This is a genomic window from Hymenobacter sp., from assembly GCF_035709525.1.
Taxonomy (GTDB): domain Bacteria; phylum Bacteroidota; class Bacteroidia; order Cytophagales; family Hymenobacteraceae; genus Hymenobacter.
On sequence record NZ_DASTEP010000208.1, the window covers coordinates 1 to 18,018 of the forward strand.

Sequence of the window (18,018 nt, forward strand, 5' to 3'; positions counted from 1 at the left end):
CTGTCATGCTGAGCGTAGCGAAGCATCTCCACCGCCTCGTTGCACGGTTTGGAAGAAGCGATAGAGATGCTTCGCTGCGCTCAGCATGACAGTACCAGCCACTCATCCACTCATCCACTCATCCAAAAACCTGCTCATCCAAAAGCCTACTTCACCCGCAAGCTCAGCAGCGTAATGTCGTCGGCGAACTTTGAGCCGTGGGTGTTGAAGCGGCGGATGTCGTGCAGCAGTTCCTGGTGCAGGCGCGTGAGGGGCAGGTAGCAGTTGCGCACAAGCAGGTCGAGCACGCCTTCTTCGCCGTACTCGTTGTGCTGGTCGTCAAACACTTCGGTGAGGCCGTCGGTGTAGGCGAACAACAGCGAGTGGGGCGGCACCCGCACCAGGCCCACTTTCAGCGCGGGCAGCTCGGGCATGATGCCGAGCATAAACGTGCCCTCGTGCAGGCGCTGCACCGGGCCGCAGTTGGGCAGCAGCAGCGGGTCGTTGTGGCCGGCATTTACATACTCCAGCACCTGCGTGGCGGGGTTGTAGAGCCCCAGGAAAGCCGTGATGAATTTCTCGCCGCCTGCGTTGGTAAATATCAGGTGGTTAAGCTCGTGCACGATATTTTCGAGCGGAATATTCTGGCGCAGCAGCGTGCGCAGGCCGGCCTGAAAGTTCGACATCAGCAGCGAGGCCGGCACGCCCTTGCCGCTCACATCGGCCACGCACACCAGCAGGCGGCCGTCGGCCAGCGTCACCACGTCGTAGTAGTCGCCGCCTATCTCGGTGTGGGGCAGGTAGGTAGCCTGCACGGCGTAGGTGGCATTGTTGGGCAGCGACTGCGGAAACAGCAGCTGCTGCACCTGCTGGGCAATCTCGATTTCGCGGCGCACGGCGGCCTCGGCCACCATCGAGGCCTCGCGCTGCCGGGCCAGGCGGCGGTTGGCCACGGCCCCGAGCAGGATGTTGCTCAGCGTTTCGAGAAAGCCCAGCGCCTCGCTGACCTCATAGCCCGCCTGGGCCGTGCCAATGAATACGTAGGCCTGCACCGTTTCGCGCTGGCGCACGGGCAGCAGCAGCTCAAAATCCTGCCAGTCGTCCGACAGCCGCAGCTCTTCCACCGCGCAGGGCTCCGTCTGGCAGGGCTCGGGCAGGGCGGCGGGCGCAAACAGCGAGCCCAGCCGCAGGCCAGACCCAAAGCCTACTTTAAGCCGGAACTGCCTTTCCTCCAGCACGTACAGCGCCAGCTGGCGCACGCCCAGCTGCCCGATGAGGGTAAACTGATAAATCTTGTAGAGGGCGGCCTCATTGGCATCCTGCGTAATGGCCTGGGTGATTTCCAGTAGCGCCTGTAGCTCGCGCTCCTTAAAAAAGAGCCGCCGTTCGAGGCTGGCCAGTGCGGCAGTTTGCGGCATAAAACGGGGAAGAAACTGAAAATCGGCGGCGGACGGGGCGAAGCTACTTGCGCTAGCCAGAAAACACTAAACTATCCGCTCAAAATACCAAACAAAGCTACAACGCGGCAGCCCGCCAACTTATGTTAGCTGCGTTTTGGGGTCGAAGGCGTCGCGCAGGCCGTTGCCCAGCACGTTGAAGCTCAGCACCAGCAGGCTGATGGCCAAGCCCGGCAGCAGCGTAAGCCACAGCCCGGCCTGGGTGCCGAGCAGGTCGTAGCCCTCCTTCACCATCAGGCCCCAGCTCGGGGCCGGCGGCTGCACGCCCAGGCCCAGAAAGCTCAGGCCGGCTTCGAGCAGGATGGCGGCGGCAAAATTACTGGTAGCCAGCACAATGAGCGGCCCGCGCAGGTTGGGCAGCAGGTGCGCGAAAATGAGCCGGCCCGTGGGCAAGCCCAGCACCCGCCCCGCCTCGATGAAGGTGGCCGAGCGCAGCCCCAGCACCTGCCCGCGCACCACCCGCGCCACATCCACCCACATCGTCAGGCCCACAGCTACGAAGCTGACCCACACACCCTTGCTATCCAAGGCCAGCGAAATGGCAATCACCAGCATAATGCCCGGAATGCTCCACACCACGGTCATCAGCCCCAGCAGCAAGCTGTCTATCCAGCCGCCGAAGTAGCCGGCCAGCGCCCCCACTACCACGCCCAGCACCAGCGAAATCAGCACCGCTACCAGCCCAATGCCCAGCGAGATGCGCGTGCCCAGCAGCAAGCGGCTTAGCTCGTCGCGCCCGGCCTTGTCGGTGCCTAGCCAGTAGCGGCGGGTGAGTGGATGAGTGGATGAGTGGATAAGCGAAGTATTGGTACTCGCTACCTCGTCTTTGAGCTGCGGGGGCTGGCCGTGCAGCCATACTTGCAGCATGTTGGCGCGCGGCAGGGCGTTGGGGTCGGGCACCTGCCGGATGGTGGCCACGAAGCCCGGCGGCTGCTTTTGCAGCTGCACCAAGCCATTGTTGGCGTTGGGCGAAGGGTCGGGCAAAATCCAGTAGCCCAGCAGCGCCACCAGCGCGCACAGCCCGATAAAGACCAGCCCGGCCACGGCGGGGCGGTTGGCCCACAGGCGCTGGCGCACGTAGTAGCCCGGCGTGCGGGCCGGGGCGGGCGGCACCACCACGGCCGTATCGGGCGCGGCGGGCAGGGCGGCGGGCGCGGCTGCCACGGGGCTAGCGGGTGTTGTGTTGCAGCAGGCCTTCCTTCGAGGCCAGGTAGCTGGCATCCTGGCTTAGCGCCCCAAACGAGGTAGGCTCGTAGGCCAGCTCGGTGTCGGGGTCGGGCCAGTAGTAGCGCACCAGGCCCTGCTCGAGCAGGCGGCCCAGCTGGGCTTGCAGCTCGGCGGCGGGCAGGTTGGTTTTTTCCAGCAAAATCCGGAAAGGGGTTACGAAATACAGCTCGTCGAGCAAGTCAAATTCGGCGTCGGTCATGGAAAGCAAAGCTAGGCGCAGGCCAGGCGGGCAAAGGTAGCGGCAGCGGTGCCTTGGGGCGCCGGCCGCCCCTGCAAGTATAGCCCGGCGGCGGCACACGCCCCCGCCGGGGGCTGCGCGCGCAGAGTGGCACGGTCATGGCTTAGCAGGCGCTTTGGCCGAAAGCACACACCAGCTTTTTTGCGAAAAAATCAACTTATTCCGGCTATTGATTGGCTTATTCCCAGACAACGGCTAGCTCCTGGCTAGGCAGCAGTAAGCTACTCATTTATTGGCCTTAAATTGCATCATGAAGTGCCTGTTGAGTTATATCTTTTTCGTTGAAATCCTGCTCTTTTTACCTTGCGCCGCCGCCCGGCCCGCCAGCCTGCCCCACGCTGCGCATGGGCCGCTGGCCGCGCCATTATTGCCGGCAGCGGCTCGCTCCGAAGCGCTGGCCTTAGCCGCCGCCCCGGCTGCCCCACACGGCCAGCAGCGCCCACAAGCGCCGGCCACCCCGCGCCTGGCCCCGGCCGCCGAGGCCGCGGCCGAAACCACGCGCCTGGCTTCGGCCGCGCGCGCCACCACCAGCCAGCACCTGGCGCTGCAAGCCGCCTACCAGCAGCAGCGCCAGGTGCTGCTGCAAACCCAGGCGCGCCTGCGCACCGCCGAGCAAAGCCGCTCCCAGGCTTGGCTGGCCGTGGCCGGGCTCGCGGCCGGGCTGCTGCTCACGCTGGCCCTGAGCTGGTGGGCCCGCCGCCAACTGCGCCAGCGCGCCGCGCGTGAGGCGCAGCTGCGCACGCGCCTCGCCACCGACCTGCAAGCCGAAGTAGGCACGCTGCTGACCCGCGTGAGCCAGCAGGCCAACCAGCTCAGCCAGCGGCAGCCAGCGCCCAACCCCGCCCTCGACCGCCTGCTGGGCAGCAGCCAGGCCGCCGCCCACACTGTGCGCGACCTGGCCTGGGGCATCGATGCGCAGGCCGACAACACCGTGGGCGCGCTGCTGGAGCGTATGCGCAGCCACCTCGCCCACACCGCCGGCGCCGCCGGGCTGCAAACCGAACTGCAGGCCGATGGCCTCTACAGCACCCTGCGCCTGCCCGCCGAGCTGCGCCAGTACCTCTACTTTATTTTTAAGGAGGCCGTGGCCAACGTACTTCAGCACGCGGCCCGCCCGACCAGGATAGTCGTGACGCTGACCCACTACTCGGTGGCCAATGCCCTGATGCTCGGCATCGAAGACGACGGCCAGCCCACCACGGCCCCCGCCCGCGACGGCGCGGGCCTGCACCTGATGCACGAGCGCGCCCGCGCCCTGCAAGGCCGCCTCGAAGTAGGCCGCCAGCCACGGGGCGGCTTCCGGGTATGGCTCCAGGTTCCTTTTTAAAGCACTGCTGTAAGCAGTAGCCAGGGGCGGGTGGGCGGCGGAGAGGCCGGCTGCCCGCCCCGCTTGGTATACGCCCCGCCGCGTGCGCGGCCGGCTCTGCCTACTTAACCCAAGTTGCAACCTAGCCCCAGCGGGGCGACCCGTCGGTAGTAATCGCTAGCAGGAAAGTGATTAAAGCCCCGTAGGGGCGACCCAACCAGGCGTTTGGGTCGCCCCTACGGGGCTTTAATATGCCCAGGTAAGCAAGTTGCTACCGACGGGTCGCCCCGCTGGGGCTAGGTTGCAACTTGGGTTACTCATATACCACGCAGAGGTAGTCCGCGTGGCTGGTTATTTCTGCGAGGCGCTAGCTACTCCGGGTGCTAGGGTAGCCGCCGCTTTGTGGCTACTCTGGCGCAGCTCCCGGGTCGGCCTTGCCGATTCAATATTTATCGGCTCAACGCACCTGCCGGCCTTTCCAGCGGTAGCCCTGGGCGCGCTGCCCGGCCAGGCCCACGGCCAGCGCGTAGGGCGCGTACAGCAGCTGCAAGGGCAGCAGCCAGGCCAGCCACCGCCGCCGTTGCAGCAGCCGCAGCAAGGGGGCCAGCAGCCAGGCATCGGCCCCGAGCTTGAGCGCCCAGCTAGCCGCTACCCACGGCCGGAGCGCGGGCCAGCAGCCAGCCAGCAGCCCTACGAACAAACTTACGTTGGCCCCCAGCACCAGCAGGGCCAGCTGGCGCGGGGCGGCCGTGCGGTAGTGCGGGTACTTGCTGGCCCAGCGCACCCGCTGCCGCAACAGCGCCCGCAGCGTGGCCGGCGCGGGCGTGTCGACCACGGCGCGGGCATCGGCCAGGAAGCGCACGCCGGCCGGGTAGCGCTGGTGCATTTTGTGCAGCAAAAACTCGTCGTCGCCGCTGGCCAGGCCGGCATTGTCGGCGTAGCCGCCCACTTCGTGGAAGGTAGCGCGCCGAAAAGCCAGGTTGGCCCCGTTGCACATGGTAGGGCGGCCGCGCGCGATGCACGCGCCGCCCACGCCCACCAGCCCGGCAAACTCCAGCCCCAGCAGCCCATCAAACCAGGCCCCGCCCGGCGTGAGCCGCACCGGCCCGCTGACGAAGTGGAGGAGCGGATGAGTGGAAGAGAGGAGGAGGTCAGCGTAGGCTTGCAGCCAGCTGGGGCCGGGGCGGCAGTCGGCGTCGGTGCACACTACCCAGGGGGCGCGGGCCTGCGCCTCGGCGGCGGCCAGGGCCGCTTTTTTGCCGGTGGCGCCGGGCGGCAGGGCCACGAGGTGCAGGGCGAAAGGCGTGGTTTCGGCGGCGGCTACCAGCGCGGTGGTACCGTCGGCCGAGTGGTCGTCGGCGATTAAAACCTCAAAAAGTGCCGCAGGCAGGGTCTGCAGGCGCAGCGCTTCGAGCAGTTGCGGCAGCGCGGCGGCCTCGTCGCGGGCGGCGATGAGCACGGAAAAAAGCGGTGCGAAAGAGTCTTGAGTTAGGAGTTTTGAATTTTGAATCAAATTATCTTTTTCATCGTCATCACTCAAAACTCTATCGCCCGGCTTCTCCTCGCCACGGGAGCGGGGGCCGGGGGGTAAGGTCGGCGCGCTCCGCAGCCACCCCCACACCGCCGCGTAGAGCGCGGGCACCACCAGCAGTAAAGCCCCGACTACGTGCATACTAGCGTTGGTTTTTGGCTTCGCGCAGCACCCGCAGGCCGGGCAGCCACAGCAGCCCCAGCGCACTGGGCAGCGCGATATTGATAACCCACAAGCTGAGGCTAGCGCTGAGCACCGGCAGCGCCGGCTGCCCCAGCAGCCCAAACAGGTGCGTGGCCGACAGCTCGCGCACGCCTACGTCGGCCAGGGCATTGAGCGAGGGCACCAGCGACTTGAACAAAAACGTGCCCGCCACCGCCGCCAGCCCCGGCCCCAGCGCCGCCCGCGTGCCGTAGGCGTGCAGCAGCAGCAAAAACTGCGCGCAAAACACCGCGTAGCGCAGCCCCGAAAGGCCCAGCACCGCGTGCAGCGCCCCCGCCGGATAAGTGGGCATAATGGCCAGGTAGCGCCGAAACCGCCGCAGCGGCTTCACCAAAACCAGCAACGCCAGCAGCAGCCGCGAGCGGTAGAGCGGCAGCAACGCCAGTGCCCCGCCCAGCCCAAAGGCCAACGCTACCCCCACCTGCGCGGCCGGGTAGCCCGCCAGGTAAAAATTCCAGATGAAATACAGCAGCCCCGCCCCGCCCGCCAGCACGGTGGCCACCAGCTGCGCGTAGCGCCCCAAAAACACGGCCCCCACCGCATCGAGCCGCCGCCGGGCGTGCAGCTCCAGGATGCGGGCAGCGTAGTCGCCCACCCGGTTGGGGGTGGCAAAGCCCAGCGTGAGGCCCACCAGCACGGCCCGCAGGCTGCGGCCGTAGCTGTGGCGCGGCTCGAGGTGGCGGGCCAGGCGCTGCCACTTCCAGGCCTCGAGGCCCCAGTTGAGGGGCACCAGGGCCAGGGCGGCCAGCACCGGGCCGCGCCCGGCCCCGCTGAGGGTGGCCGCCACCAGTTGCCGCCAGGCCGCCGCCGTGTCGGGCGCCGCAAATACGGAGTGGTACAGCAGCCCCAGCGTCAGCAGGGTAATGCCGATTTTGGCCAGCGTTACCCAGGCGTTGCCGCCGCCGGGGGGGCGGCGCGGGCCTTCGGGGGCGTAACTTTGGGAGAGATGCCCGTTTCCCGCCTCCTCCCCCCCGCCCCCGTGCAGCGGCTGCCCCCGGCCGAAAAGGTCATTATGGGCGTCGACCCCGGCACCCAGATTATGGGCTACGCCGTCATTGAAGTGCGCGGGCAGCACGTGCGGGTGCTGCAATACGACGTTATCAATATGAAGGCGCTGGGCTCGAACCATGCCGTAAAGCTAAAGCGGATTTTTACGCGCATGTTGGAGCTCATCGAGGAGTTTTTGCCCGACGAGCTGGCTATCGAGGCCCCGTTCTACGGCGTCAACGTGCAGAGTATGCTCAAGCTGGGCCGGGCGCAGGGCGTGGCCATCGCGGCGTGCCTCTCGCGCGATATTCCCTACGTCGAGTACGCCCCCACCAAGGTCAAGCAGGCCGTTACGGGCTCGGGCTCGGCCGATAAAGAGCAGGTAGCCCGCATGCTGCGCCAAACCCTGGAGCTGCCGCCCATCGAGGAAGCACCCAAGTTTCTGGACGCGACCGATGCCTTGGCCGTGGCCTTGTGCCACCACTACCAGCAAGGCAACAACGTGAAGGCCGGCGCCAAAAGCTGGGGTAAGTTTTTGGAAGACAACCCCGGCCGCGCCCTCGGCACCACCGCCCCGGCCAAGAAGGCCACCCGCCCCAAGCCGGCGTAGCCCGGCGCGCTTTTTCATGTGGATTACCCTTTTTTATACCTGCCACTCACGCGGCGGGCGGGCTTTTGGCCGGGCTTTCGCTACGCTGGCGGGCGCATTCGGCCAGTAAAGCGGCGGGTTGAAAGAGTTTACCCAAGCCCCGCCGCCCGCGCCGCTACTTTTGTTACCGTTAAGTTATCAGCCTCTTCCGCTACGGGCTTTCAGCCCCACTAAATACCTTGTTAATTAAGATGTTCAGCCACCACCTTTCTCTTGCTCTCGCCGCGGCCGGCACCCTGCTGGCCAGCCCCGCCCATGCCGAGGCCGGCCCCGCCCCGGCCGTAGCCACGCCGGCCGCCACCGTGGCTGCGCCGCGCACCATCGTGCTGGCGGGCACCATTATGGGGCCGCAGGGCCAGCCCTGCGCCGGAGCTTGCGTATTTCCGACTTTCAACCCCCGCCTCATTGCCGTGACCGACGCGGCGGGTAATTTTCGCCTGCTGGTGCCCGCCCCCGACGGCCCGCTCTACGTGCAGGCCGACTACGTGGGCCTGGGCAGCCGCCGCGTGGCGGTCGATGCGCAGCACCCGCAGCCGATACGCATCGCGCTGGGCGAGTAGTCCGCCCGTCCAGCCTGGCCGCCCGCGCGCCTTTTCTCCATTCAGGGGAAGGGGCGCGCGAACTTGCGTAAGCCGGGCAATGCAGCACCTGGGCGCCTGGTGGCGTCTTTACAACGTTAGTATCCAGCTTACTTTATTACGCTATTGATTAATGACTACCTCTTCCGCCACGGTCGCCCCCGAAAACACGCCCGAACAAACTGAGCTGGCGGCCCTGCGCCGCCAAGTGGCCGAGCTACAGCTCCTGGCCAGCCTGCCCGAAAACAACCCCCACCCCATCGTGCGCCTTAGCGCGCAGGGCGAGCTGTTTTACATCAACCCGGCCGCCCGCGTGCTCGGCGAAAGCCTGACTCCTGCCGAGCGCACGGTTGCCCGCGAGCAGCTGCGCAATGCCCTCCACGCCAGCCGCGACCTGCCCGAGGTGCGGGTGGGCGCGCGCTACTTTCAGGTGAGCACGCGAGTGGATATTTTGCCCGCCGGCAGCATCACGTTTTTCATCAATGAAACGACCGGCCGCGTGCTGGCCGAGCAGCTGCTGGCCGAGCAGCAGGAGTTTATCAGCGAGATTCTGGCCACGATGCCCAACCTCGTCTTTGTGCGCGACGCCACGGGCAACCTGGTTTTTGAAAACCAGGCCACTACCGACCTGCGCCGCCTCAGCGGCTACATGCACCCCACCAAGGCCCAGCCCGCTACTCCTACGCAGGAGCAGGAGCGCGCCAGCTACCACGCCAACGACGCGCACGTGCTGGCCACCGGCGAGCCCAGTGCCGTCGAAAGCTCGGTAACGCTGGCCTCGGGCGAGCAGCGCTGCTACTACACCGTGCGGCGGCTACTCACCCGCACCGATGGCACCCGCCAGGTGCTGTGCGTGAGCACCGACATCACGGACCGCCTGCTGGCCGAGCGCCAGCTAACCCAGGCCAAGCAGGCGGCCGAGGCCGCCGTGCTGGCCCGCGAAAACTTTCTGGCCAACATGAGCCACGAAATGCGGACGCCCCTCAACGGCGTGCTGGGCATGACGGCCCACCTGGCCAAAACCGCGCTCGACGCCCGCCAGCAGGAGTTTGTGCGCACCATCCGGCACTCGGGCCAGCACCTGCTGGGCGTTATCAACGACGTGCTCGACATGGCCAAAATCACCTCCGGCAAGCTGGAGCTGGAGGAAAAGGCCTTCAACCTCTGCGACTCGATGGGCGAGGCGCTGCGCCCGTTTGTGGCGCTGGCCCAGGAAAAGGGCATTCACTTTGCGGGCACGCCGCTGCGCACTACCTGCGCCTACCCCTGGGTACTGGGCGACTCGCTGCGCCTCAATCAGATTCTTATCAATCTGGTTTCTAACGCCATCAAGTTCACGGCACCGAGCGGGCGGGTGGTCGTCATCGGCGAGCAGCTCGCCGAAACCGACGCTACTCTCACGGTGCGCTTTAGCGTGCAAGACACGGGCATCGGCATCGCGGCCGATAAGCAAGAGGTTATTTTTGAAGGCTTCACCCAGGCCTATGCCGACACAGCCCGCGTGTTTGGGGGTACGGGGCTGGGGCTCAGCATTTCGCGGGCGCTGGTCGCGCAGCTCGGGGGCACGCTCACGCTGTGCAGTGAGGCGGGCCAGGGCAGCACCTTTGCCTTTACCCTGACCCTGCCCAAGGCCCCGGCCCCGGTGGTGGCCGCCCCCCTCGATGCCTACGACACCGGGGCACTAGTGGGCCGCCGCGTGCTGGTGGTGGAGGACAACGAGATAAACCGCACCGTGGCCCGGCTGCTACTCGAGGGCTGGGGCATGGAGGTAGATGAGGCCGAAGACGGCACGGCCGGCGTGGCCCGCGTGCGCTACGAAGCCCCCTACGACGCCGTGCTGATGGACATTCAGATGCCCGGCCTCAACGGCCTCGATGCCACGGCGGCCATTCGGGCGCTGGCCGACCCGCTGCGGGCGCACACGCCCATTATCGCGCTCACGGCCAATGCGTTTCACTCGGACCGCGACCGCTACCTGGCCGCTGGCATGGATGCCTGCCTGGCCAAGCCCTTCGAGGAGGAAGCCGTGTACCAGACGCTGGTGAGCCTGCTGCTGCCCGCCGCCCCGGCCTACGACCTCACCAAGCTGCGTACCCTGGCGCGGGGCCGCGAAGAGTTTGTGGTCAAGATTATCCGCTCCTTTCTCCAGAACATGCCCGCCAGCCTTGCCGAGCTGGCCCGCCTCGCCGCCGCCGGCCAGTGGGAAGCCGCCGCCAAAACCGTGCACCACATCAAGCCCAGCCTGGAGTCGCTGGGCATTCAGGAGGTAAGCGAGGCCGTGCAGCTGCTCGAAAAAGCCACCCCGACTACCCACGCCCAGTTGCCCGCCGCCGCCGCCCAGCTCACCGCGCAGGTGCAACGGGCACTGCACCTGCTACCGAAAGAGCTGAGTGGAGAGTGAGCGGGGGTAGGTACTAGGTTTTAGGTGTTGGGTGTTGGGTGTTGGGGCTGTACAGCTACGACTAACAATGCCTAACACCTAAAACTCAACACCTAACACCTAACACCAAATACCCAACACCTAACCCCTACCCGCGCCGCTACAAGCTGCGGAGGTTTTTCAAAAATTCTTCCTGGTACGACTTGCCCACCGGCACTTCATAAGGGCCGAGTTTGAGCATGTAGTCTTCCACGGCCTCAATGCGTTGCATGTTCACGATGTAGGAGCGGTGCACGCGCAGAAAGTGGTCGAAGGGTAGCCGCTCGGCCAGGCTTTTGAGGGTGAGATACACGATGTGCTTTTGGGTGGGCGTCACGAGCACCGAGTAGGTCGAGAGCGCCTCGATGTAGAGCACGTCGTTGAAATCGACCCGGATGGTGCGGGTGCCGACTTTCACGAACAGGTCCGTCTTGGCGTCGGCCTTGGCTTTAGCCGGAGCAGGCACGGGCGCGCTGGCGGCCGGGGCGGGGCGCGCGGCCAGCACCCGCGCAATGGCCTGGCTGAAGCGCGAAAACTCGACCGGTTTCACCAGGTAGTCAACGGCTTGCAGCTCGAAGGCAGCCACCGCGAAGCTGCGGTGCGTGGTCACGAGCACTACGGCGGGCGCGGGCGCGGGCAGTAGCTTCACCAGCTCGAGGCCGCTGAGGTTAGGCATTTCCACGTCGAGCAGCAGCAAATCGCACTGCCCGCCCTGCCGAAAAAAGTGCAGCGCCTCGACCCCGCCCGGCAGCGAGGCCACCAGCGTAAGCTCGGGCGTGAGGTCGACCAGGTGCTCCAGGGTAAGCCGGTTTATTTCGTTATCGTCAACAATAACACAGGTTAGCGTGGGCGTATCGGACATAGTATCAAACAGGATTGGCGGCGGCCGCCCAGCGCGCGTAAGGCCGGCTACCGGGGCAGGCGATAAGATTGAAACGCTAAAAATAACGCGCAGCGCTGCCTTTCTACGAAAACGGGCGGCGGGCGCGGCCCACCGCCCGCCCAAGCTGACTTCTGGCGCGGCGAAGCTGGCTAGCCGCTGGCTTACAGCACTATTTCGCCGCGCAGGAAGGTAACGGCGTAGCCGCCGATGTCGACGCGGCTGCCGCGCAGGCGGCACCACAGCTCGCCGCCCCGCGCCGATTCCTGGCGGGCAAACAGCTCGGTTTTGCCCAGCTTTTCGGCCCAGAACGGGATGAGCGTGCTGTGCGCCGAGCCCGTGACGGGGTCTTCGGGCACGCCCACCTCGGGGGCAAAAAAGCGCGATACAAAATCGACACCCGCGCCGCCCGGCGCGGTGGCTATCAGCCCGATATAGCCCAGGTCGGCCAGCGCCGCGAAGTCGGGCCGTAGCGCCAGCACCTCATAGGCGGTGGCAAACTCGACCACCAAATCGCGCGAGGCGAGCACGGCCAGCGGCGCGGCCGCGCCTGGCCCCAGCGAAGGCAGCAGCGCCGCCGGGTACTGCGCCACGGCCAGCGGCTGCGGCGGCCGGCTCGGAAAATCGAGCACCAGGCGGCCGTCGGCCTCGCGGCGCACGCGCAGCGGGCCGCTCTGGCTTTGGAAAATTATTTCGGGCTTGGCGAAGCCACGCTCGGTGTACAGCACGTGGGCGGTAGCCAGCGTGGCGTGGCCGCAGAGGTCGATTTCGAAAGTGGGCGTAAACCAGCGCAGGTGAAAATCGGCCTCGTCTGCTTCGGATAAGGGCACGAAAAAGGCAGTTTCGGCCAGGTTGTTTTCGGCCGCTATCTGCTGCATGGTTTCGGCGGGCAGCCACGCGGACAGCGGGCACACGGCGGCGGGGTTGCCGGCAAACGGGCGGCGCGCGAAGGCATCGACCTGGTAGATGGGAATGGTCATGGCAGGAAAAGTAGTGAAAACTTGCGCGGCAAAAGTAGAGCTGCCAGCAGGTAGCGCAGTGGCGAAAAGCCGTTCGCCTCATACGCAAAAAGGCCCTGCTGATGCATCAGCAGGGCCTTTTTGTGCAAAAAAAGCAGCTCGTTACACGAGCGATACTTTTACGGCGGCGGGGCCTTTTTTGCCCTGGGCTACTTCAAACTGCACTTTGTCGTTCTCACGAATTTCGTCGATGAGGTCAGTTACGTGTACGAAAACGTCCTGGCCGTTTTCGTCGAGTTTGATGAAGCCGAAGCCTTTGGTTTCGTTGAAGAATTTTACGGTTCCGGTCTGCATGATGCTAGGGAATGAATGTGATAAAGCAAGCAGCAGCGAACCTAATAGTACCAGACTGGCGAAGCCAGCTGGCGGTACTGACACGAGGCGATTTGCCTTTAATGCCGGAAAGGTACAGACTTTATTGTAATTATCGGCCCCGCACCGGGGCCGGCCGTTACTTTACGGTGCCCATTGCCGGGCCTTTCCCCCGTATGCCCAACCCACTAGAACCCTGGAAAACCCTGCGCTCGGAGCTGGTTTTCAACCATAAATGGTACCAGCTGCGCCGCGACCACGTGGCGCTGCCCGGTGGCCAGGTGCTCGATGATTATTTCGTGAGCGTGCGGCCCGACGTGGCGCTCGTCTTCCCGCTTACGGCTGATAACCAGGTAGTTTTTGTGCGCCAGTACAAGCACGCCGCCGGCCAGATACTGCTGGAGCTCCCCGGCGGGGTGGTCGATGCCGGCGAAACCTCGAAGCTGGCCGCCGCCCACCGCGAGCTGCGCGAAGAAACCGGCTACGCCGCCGAGCAGCTGGAGTTGCTGGCCGAAGTATTTGACAACCCGACCAAAGACACCAATACCATTGCCTACTTTCTGGCCCGCGACGTGCGCCGCGTGGCTGAGCAAGATTTGGACGAAACCGAAAACATCGAGGTAGTGCTGGTGCCGCTGGCCGAGGTAGCGGGCTACATAGAGCGGGGCGAAATAAGGGTGGCGGGCTCGGTGGCGCTGTGTTTGCTGGCCTTGCGGCGGCTGGGCGCGTAGCCGCGCTGCACCAACCTTTCCGGGCCGGGCCGGGTACACGCTAGCTCACCTGGGCTGCCCGCGCGCGGGCGGCAGTAGTAGCATGAGAGCCGAACTAGAGCGCATTCTTGACCGCTTTCCCGACATCTTCGTTATCCTGGGGGTGCCGCTGGGCGCGCTGGCCCTGGGGCTGGTTTTCAAGTGGTTACTATTTGCCGGGCTGCGCACCTACGACCGGCGCGAAGACTCGCCGCTCGCGCGCTCGGTGGGCACGCACCTGAGCGCCACGAGCGCGTTTTTCTTCCCGGTGCTGGCCTTGTCGCTGGTGCTGCCGCTGGTGCCGCTGCCGCCCAAGCCGTTTGAGGTGCTGCGCCGGTTTGTGGAGTTTTTGCTGATTCTTTCCTTCGCCTGGGGCCTTATCAAGACCCTGGACGTGTCGCAGGACTTGCTGCAACGCTACTACCAGCTCGAAAGCGGCGACAACCTGCGCGTGCGCAAGCTGTTCACGCAGTTGCAGTTCATCAAGAAAGTAGTGGTGGGCCTTATCGGCTTCGTGGCCGTGGGGCTGGTGCTGATGAGCTTTGAGACGGTGCGCCGCCTGGGCACGGGCCTGCTCACGTCGGCGGGCATTGCCAGCGTTATCGTGGGCTTCGCGGCGCAGCGCTCCATCGGCAACTTGCTGGCGGGCTTCCAGATAGCCTTCACCCAACCCATCCGGCTCGATGACGTGCTGGTGGTGGAAGGCGAGTGGGGCCGGGTCGAGGAAATCACGTTTACCTACGTGGTGCTCAACATCTGGGACGAGCGCCGGCTGGTGCTGCCGCTCAACTACTTCATCGAGAAGCCCTTCCAGAACTGGACGCGCAACAGCGCCCGCCTCACGGGGGCGGTGTTCCTGCACGTCGATTATACGGTGCCCGTCGAGGCGCTGCGCGCCGAACTGCGCCGCATCCTGGAGGCCCACCCGCTCTGGGACCAGCGCGCGTGCGTGCTGCAAGTAACTGACGCCAAAGAAACTACCGTGGAGCTGCGCGCCCTGGTGAGCGCCGACAATGCCAGCGACCTGTGGGCGCTGCGCTGCGCCACCCGCGAGCAGCTGGTGGCCTATTTGCAGCGGCACTACCCCGACAGCCTGCCCCGCACGCGGATGCTGCTGCAACCCCAGGCCCACAACGAGCCGTTGCTACGCGACGGGTAGCTGCGCTAGGTCGTGCGGATTGATAACGATTAGCTTAACAATGCCTTGAAAGTCGGCCACGTTGCGGGTAATGAGCGGCAGGCCGTGCGCCAGGGCCGTGGCCGCGATAATGGCGTCGGGCAGCTTGATGCGGCGCTGCTGCCGCAGCCGGATAGTTTGCTGGATAACCGGCTCGTCGAGCGGTAGTACTTCAACGCTGCGTACTAATTCTTGCATGAGCGCGTATTCGGTTGCCGGCTGCGTTTTGGTCAGCAATTCTATGCGCGTTACCACGGATAGGCTTATCGAGCCTTGCCCAATGCACTGGTCTAGCCAGCTAGCCCCAGCAACTGGCAAGCGCCCAAGAACCAAGTCGATAATCGCGTTGGTATCGGCTAAATATCTCACTCCCATTCGTTTCGAATTTCTGTCAGGTGTTTATCCCAGGATGCAGCATCTGCTTCGGAGAGGCTACCGGCCCATTTGCGAGGCATGGGCGTAGGCGTGGCTGGGGGGGCCGGGGCTGCCAATTCGGGTTTGGTCAGAATACCCACCACCCGCACGTCGGCGTTTTGGGTGAGGCGTTCAAGCGCCTCTTCCGTAACTTCTACTAATACAAGGGTCATGACGGAAGCTTTGGTTGATGCTACAAGGTACAAATGCGCTAGCCTACTGGCGCTTTGCGCCTTGCTGGCATTTCGAACCCCAAACCCGCTTGGGAGGTTTAACGGGTAGCTTATCCGGCCAAAATTCCGGCCAAGCCCACTGCCCATGTCCACCGACTACCAACCCGTGGCCTGCGACTTCTACGACGTGCTCGAAGCCGCCGCCACTCGCCGCCAACAGATTTATCTACAATATTTCAGCGACTTGCGCGAGCTGCGGCAGGGGCCGACGACTATCCGCACGTTCATCACGCGCGACCACGCCGAGTACGCCGTGCTGGCCTCGGGCGAGGAGGTGCGCCTCGACCGCATCATCCGGCTCGATGACACTCCCGCGCCAGCCTTTGCCGACTATCCCGACTACCGCTGCGGCTGCTAGCCCGCCGAGGCTACGACTTCACGGTGCAGCCGCGGGCTACCAGCGGCGTGCCCAGCAGCCAGGCGCGCAGCAGCGTCGTGTCGTCGGAAATCTTGCCCACCACCCGCGCCTGCGACTCCAGGGCGGCGCTGGCATCGGCCGCTTCGCGCACCACGCCGCCCGCGCCGGTGTACGACGAGTGCACCATTTGCACGGCCCCGCCCTCGCGCACCCGCAAAAAGCCCACGTGGTAGTCGAGCCCCAGCACGTAGAGGCCGGGCCCGAGCTGGCGCATCTGCTGCACAAAAGCGGCCTGGCTGATACCCCGGTAGCGGTGCATGTGCGCCTCGGTAGTGAGGTTGCGGATGATGACGGTGGCTGCCTGCTTGGCCAGCAGCGTGCGCGGCAGGCGCAGGCCGGCGTCGTGCAGGGCCGTGGTCACGAAGTAGCCACAGGCAATGCTGCCCTGGCGCGGCTCCCAGCTGTGGCCGTAGAAGCTCCAGGGTGTGCTTTCCCAGGCCGGAAACACGGTGCTGTCGAGGGCCGTGAGCCACAGGTCGCGCGCCTCGGCCAGGCAAGTGGCGCGGGCGGCCGGCGTGGCCGCCTGCCGGTAGCGCGCGGCCAGCGCGGTGCGCCGCTGGTCGAAGCGCTGCAAGGTAGCCCGGTAGGCCGGGGCCGAATAATCGGTGGACGGCTGCGCGTGGCAGCCGCTGCCGGCGAGCAGCAATAAGGCGGAGTAGAAGAGGTTTTTCATGGCGCGGGTTGCGGCCCGGTAACGCTACTCCTGCGCTATATAGTACACGCGCTGCTCAAAATAAGCGCGGCCGTGGCGGTGGCTTACGACTTCACCGTAGCGCCGTGCACGGCCAGCGGTTGGCCCAGCAGCCAGGCTTTTACTAGGTCGTCGTCGGCTGAAATCTTGCCGACGACGCGGTACTTGGAATTCAGCGCGGGGCTGGAGTCGGCGGCTTCACGGATAACCTTGGCTGGCGCTATCCAGGAGGCGTGCACCATTTGCACCGCTCCGCCCTCGCGCACCCGCAGAAACGCCACGTGAAAATCGAGGCCCACCAGGTAGAGGCCCGGCCCCAGCGCGCTCACCCGCCGCACAAAATCGGCCTGGCTGATGCGGCGGTAGCGCGTGATGTGCGCCTCGGTGGTCAGGTTTTTAATCAGCTTTTCGGAGCCCTGCTGGGCCAGCAGCGTGCGCTGCAAGCGCAGGCCCGTGTCAAACAAGGCAGTAGTCACAAAGTAGCCGCAGGCCACGCTACCCTGCCGCGGCGCCCAGCTGTTGCCATAAAAGCTCCAGGCCGTGCCCTCCCAGGCCGGAAACACCGTCATATCCAGCGACTTCACCCACAGCTGCCGGGCCTTGTTGAGGCTGGCGGCGCGGGCGGCGGGGGTAGTTGCTTTCTGGTAGGCGGCGGCCAGCGCCGTGCGTTGCGCCGTGATTTCGCGCAGCGAAGCCTTGTACACCGGTGCCGAGTAGGGCACCGGCTTTTGGGCGTGGCTGGGGGCGCTGGCCAGCAGCAGCAAGGAGAGCAGATACTTCATGGCAGGAGGGCGCTGGGGAGCGAGTGAAACGCTCGCAGTACCCCGCAAATTACACTTTTTCCCTGGCATTGTTCAGGCGGGCCGCTACGTCCAGTACTGCACCGGGGCGTGCGGAAAGCGCCGCTGCCACTCGGCGTAGAACCACGCTTTCAGCTCCTTCATGGTCGGCACGTCGTAGACGTACTTGAGACCACCGAACTTGTTGCGCTTCACGGCGCGGGTTTCTTCGCTGAGGTCGAGCGTGGTGTTGGGGTACCAGCCCAGCAGCACCTCCTTCGAGCCGGGCGTGAAGCGGTGCGTCACAAACTCCACCGTCAGGTCGCAGTCAAAATCGAAGGCCGCTTGCAGGCGGTCGAACAACTCGCCGTAGTGCTGCCGCCAGTCGGGCAAGGGCATAATGGGGGCCAGCAGCACGCCCACCGGGTAGCCGCCGCCGCCCTGCGCCACCGGCAGCGCCAGCTGCCGCAGCGCCCGGATGCGCGCCTCCACGCTGGCCGTGCCGCCCTCCAGCTGCCGGGCCAGCGGCTCGGCATTGAGCGAAACGCGGGCGCGGGTGCGGCCGTGGTGCGGCTGGCCCAGCAGGCTGTCGATGTGGTCGTACTTGCTCACGAAGCGCAGGCGCGCCCCCTCGCGGCCCGCGAAGTAGCGCACGGCCTCGCCCAGCGCGCCGGTGAGGTGCTCGATACCCAGCACGTCGGTGTAGCAGCTGGCCTCGAAGCTCACGGGGCGGTCCGGGCGCTCGTAGGCCTG

20 protein-coding genes are annotated in these 18,018 nt (G+C 65.6%); 7 read left to right on the plus strand and 13 right to left on the minus strand.

Annotated features, from left to right (window positions below):
- Positions 1-146: 146 nt before the first annotated feature.
- The 3 genes from VFO93_RS18330 to VFO93_RS18340 form a co-directional block, all read right to left on the minus strand.
- Positions 147-1,397: a PP2C family protein-serine/threonine phosphatase gene (locus VFO93_RS18330; protein WP_325135838.1), complete on the minus strand. Its 1,251-nt coding sequence runs from the start codon at positions 1,395-1,397 to the stop codon at positions 147-149.
- A gap of 120 nt (positions 1,398-1,517) precedes the next feature.
- Positions 1,518-2,600, minus strand: a complete 1,083-nt coding sequence (locus VFO93_RS18335) for an ABC transporter permease (RefSeq protein WP_325135839.1) — start codon at positions 2,598-2,600, stop codon at positions 1,518-1,520.
- A 4-nt stretch (positions 2,601-2,604) separates the two neighbouring features.
- On the minus strand, positions 2,605-2,862 hold the full coding sequence (locus VFO93_RS18340; protein WP_325135840.1) for a hypothetical protein: 258 nt from the start codon (positions 2,860-2,862) through the stop codon (positions 2,605-2,607).
- A gap of 289 nt (positions 2,863-3,151) precedes the next feature.
- Here VFO93_RS18340 and VFO93_RS18345 point away from each other — a divergent pair, with 289 nt between their 5' ends.
- Positions 3,152-4,228, plus strand: coding sequence for a sensor histidine kinase (locus VFO93_RS18345; protein ID WP_325135841.1), 1,077 nt, complete (start codon positions 3,152-3,154; stop codon positions 4,226-4,228).
- Positions 4,229-4,664: 436 nt separating this feature from the next.
- Here the strand turns inward: VFO93_RS18345 and VFO93_RS18350 are convergent, their stop codons facing one another.
- On the minus strand, positions 4,665-5,666 hold the full coding sequence (locus tag VFO93_RS18350) for a glycosyltransferase (protein ID WP_325135842.1): 1,002 nt from the start codon (positions 5,664-5,666) through the stop codon (positions 4,665-4,667).
- 214 nt (positions 5,667-5,880) lie between these two features.
- Complete coding sequence (locus VFO93_RS18355) at positions 5,881-7,089, minus strand: lysylphosphatidylglycerol synthase transmembrane domain-containing protein (protein ID WP_325135843.1); 1,209 nt, start codon at positions 7,087-7,089, stop codon at positions 5,881-5,883.
- On the opposite strand from VFO93_RS18355, the gene ruvC reads away from it, so the two are divergent.
- From ruvC to VFO93_RS18370, 3 genes are all read left to right on the plus strand, one after another.
- A complete protein-coding gene (gene ruvC / locus VFO93_RS18360) occupies positions 7,000-7,557 on the plus strand; it encodes a crossover junction endodeoxyribonuclease RuvC (RefSeq protein WP_325135844.1) in 558 nt (185 codons plus the stop codon). The two genes, VFO93_RS18355 and ruvC, sit on opposite strands and share 90 nt — an antisense overlap.
- Before the next feature lie 230 nt (positions 7,558-7,787).
- Positions 7,788-8,156, plus strand: coding sequence for a carboxypeptidase-like regulatory domain-containing protein (locus VFO93_RS18365; RefSeq protein ID WP_325135845.1), 369 nt, complete (start codon positions 7,788-7,790; stop codon positions 8,154-8,156).
- 151 nt (positions 8,157-8,307) lie between these two features.
- Positions 8,308-10,575: an ATP-binding protein gene (locus VFO93_RS18370; RefSeq protein ID WP_325135846.1), complete on the plus strand. Its 2,268-nt coding sequence runs from the start codon at positions 8,308-8,310 to the stop codon at positions 10,573-10,575.
- Positions 10,576-10,714: 139 nt separating this feature from the next.
- On the opposite strand, the gene VFO93_RS18375 is transcribed toward VFO93_RS18370, so the two are convergent.
- The 3 genes from VFO93_RS18375 to VFO93_RS18385 form a co-directional block, all read right to left on the minus strand.
- Positions 10,715-11,455, minus strand: coding sequence for a LytTR family DNA-binding domain-containing protein (locus tag VFO93_RS18375; RefSeq protein WP_325135847.1), 741 nt, complete (start codon positions 11,453-11,455; stop codon positions 10,715-10,717).
- A 182-nt stretch (positions 11,456-11,637) separates the two neighbouring features.
- A complete protein-coding gene (locus VFO93_RS18380; RefSeq protein ID WP_325135848.1) occupies positions 11,638-12,453 on the minus strand; it encodes a PhzF family phenazine biosynthesis protein in 816 nt (271 codons plus the stop codon).
- A gap of 141 nt (positions 12,454-12,594) precedes the next feature.
- Positions 12,595-12,786, minus strand: coding sequence for a cold-shock protein (locus tag VFO93_RS18385; RefSeq protein ID WP_325135849.1), 192 nt, complete (start codon positions 12,784-12,786; stop codon positions 12,595-12,597).
- Positions 12,787-12,980: 194 nt separating this feature from the next.
- On the opposite strand from VFO93_RS18385, the gene VFO93_RS18390 reads away from it, so the two are divergent.
- Positions 12,981-13,535: an NUDIX hydrolase gene (locus tag VFO93_RS18390; RefSeq protein WP_325135850.1), complete on the plus strand. Its 555-nt coding sequence runs from the start codon at positions 12,981-12,983 to the stop codon at positions 13,533-13,535.
- 82 nt (positions 13,536-13,617) lie between these two features.
- Positions 13,618-14,712: a mechanosensitive ion channel family protein gene (locus VFO93_RS18395; protein ID WP_325135851.1), complete on the plus strand. Its 1,095-nt coding sequence runs from the start codon at positions 13,618-13,620 to the stop codon at positions 14,710-14,712.
- Here VFO93_RS18395 and VFO93_RS18400 read toward each other — a convergent pair.
- Positions 14,698-15,105, minus strand: coding sequence for a type II toxin-antitoxin system VapC family toxin (locus VFO93_RS18400; RefSeq protein WP_325135852.1), 408 nt, complete (start codon positions 15,103-15,105; stop codon positions 14,698-14,700). The genes VFO93_RS18395 and VFO93_RS18400 overlap by 15 nt on opposite strands.
- Positions 15,096-15,317 carry a hypothetical protein gene (locus VFO93_RS18405; RefSeq protein ID WP_325135853.1) on the minus strand — a complete coding sequence of 74 codons (222 nt, stop codon included), beginning with the start codon at positions 15,315-15,317 and terminating at the stop codon, positions 15,096-15,098. Before VFO93_RS18405 ends, VFO93_RS18400 begins: the two co-directional genes overlap by 10 nt.
- A 145-nt stretch (positions 15,318-15,462) precedes the next feature.
- On the opposite strand from VFO93_RS18405, the gene VFO93_RS18410 reads away from it, so the two are divergent.
- Positions 15,463-15,735 carry a hypothetical protein gene (locus VFO93_RS18410; RefSeq protein WP_325135854.1) on the plus strand — a complete coding sequence of 91 codons (273 nt, stop codon included), beginning with the start codon at positions 15,463-15,465 and terminating at the stop codon, positions 15,733-15,735.
- 10 nt (positions 15,736-15,745) lie between these two features.
- Here VFO93_RS18410 and VFO93_RS18415 read toward each other — a convergent pair whose 3' ends face one another.
- The 3 genes from VFO93_RS18415 to VFO93_RS18425 all read right to left on the minus strand — a co-directional run.
- The gene (locus VFO93_RS18415) at positions 15,746-16,468 is read right to left on the minus strand and encodes a hypothetical protein (RefSeq protein WP_325135855.1); all 723 of its coding nucleotides are present in this window, start codon (positions 16,466-16,468) and stop codon (positions 15,746-15,748) included.
- An 83-nt stretch (positions 16,469-16,551) separates the two neighbouring features.
- Positions 16,552-17,268 (minus strand): hypothetical protein, encoded by a 717-nt coding sequence (locus tag VFO93_RS18420; RefSeq protein ID WP_325135856.1) that lies wholly within the window; start codon positions 17,266-17,268, stop codon positions 16,552-16,554.
- Positions 17,269-17,352: 84 nt separating this feature from the next.
- Positions 17,353-18,018 (minus strand): spore photoproduct lyase family protein (locus VFO93_RS18425; RefSeq protein ID WP_349256355.1); only part of this gene is annotated, 666 nt, incomplete at its 5' end.

Excerpts from the sequence above, each read along its gene's own strand:
- VFO93_RS18345 (WP_325135841.1), top strand. The coding sequence starts at position 3,152 with ATGAAGTGCCTGTTGAGTTATATCTTTTTCGTTGAAATCCTGCTCTTT.
- VFO93_RS18400 (WP_325135852.1), bottom strand. The coding sequence starts at position 15,105 with ATGGGAGTGAGATATTTAGCCGATACCAACGCGATTATCGACTTGGTT.
- VFO93_RS18370 (WP_325135846.1), top strand. The coding sequence starts at position 8,308 with ATGACTACCTCTTCCGCCACGGTCGCCCCCGAAAACACGCCCGAACAA.
- VFO93_RS18365 (WP_325135845.1), top strand. The coding sequence starts at position 7,788 with ATGTTCAGCCACCACCTTTCTCTTGCTCTCGCCGCGGCCGGCACCCTG.
- VFO93_RS18395 (WP_325135851.1), top strand. The coding sequence starts at position 13,618 with ATGAGAGCCGAACTAGAGCGCATTCTTGACCGCTTTCCCGACATCTTC.
- ruvC (WP_325135844.1), top strand. The coding sequence starts at position 7,000 with ATGGGCTACGCCGTCATTGAAGTGCGCGGGCAGCACGTGCGGGTGCTG.
- VFO93_RS18380 (WP_325135848.1), bottom strand. The coding sequence starts at position 12,453 with ATGACCATTCCCATCTACCAGGTCGATGCCTTCGCGCGCCGCCCGTTT.
- VFO93_RS18330 (WP_325135838.1), bottom strand. The coding sequence starts at position 1,397 with ATGCCGCAAACTGCCGCACTGGCCAGCCTCGAACGGCGGCTCTTTTTT.
- VFO93_RS18375 (WP_325135847.1), bottom strand. The coding sequence starts at position 11,455 with ATGTCCGATACGCCCACGCTAACCTGTGTTATTGTTGACGATAACGAA.
- VFO93_RS18405 (WP_325135853.1), bottom strand. The coding sequence starts at position 15,317 with ATGACCCTTGTATTAGTAGAAGTTACGGAAGAGGCGCTTGAACGCCTC.
- VFO93_RS18410 (WP_325135854.1), top strand. The coding sequence starts at position 15,463 with ATGTCCACCGACTACCAACCCGTGGCCTGCGACTTCTACGACGTGCTC.
- VFO93_RS18420 (WP_325135856.1), bottom strand. The coding sequence starts at position 17,268 with ATGAAGTATCTGCTCTCCTTGCTGCTGCTGGCCAGCGCCCCCAGCCAC.
- VFO93_RS18415 (WP_325135855.1), bottom strand. The coding sequence starts at position 16,468 with ATGAAAAACCTCTTCTACTCCGCCTTATTGCTGCTCGCCGGCAGCGGC.
- VFO93_RS18385 (WP_325135849.1), bottom strand. The coding sequence starts at position 12,786 with ATGCAGACCGGAACCGTAAAATTCTTCAACGAAACCAAAGGCTTCGGC.
- VFO93_RS18355 (WP_325135843.1), bottom strand. The coding sequence starts at position 7,089 with ATGGTTCGAGCCCAGCGCCTTCATATTGATAACGTCGTATTGCAGCAC.
- VFO93_RS18340 (WP_325135840.1), bottom strand. The coding sequence starts at position 2,862 with ATGACCGACGCCGAATTTGACTTGCTCGACGAGCTGTATTTCGTAACC.
- VFO93_RS18390 (WP_325135850.1), top strand. The coding sequence starts at position 12,981 with ATGCCCAACCCACTAGAACCCTGGAAAACCCTGCGCTCGGAGCTGGTT.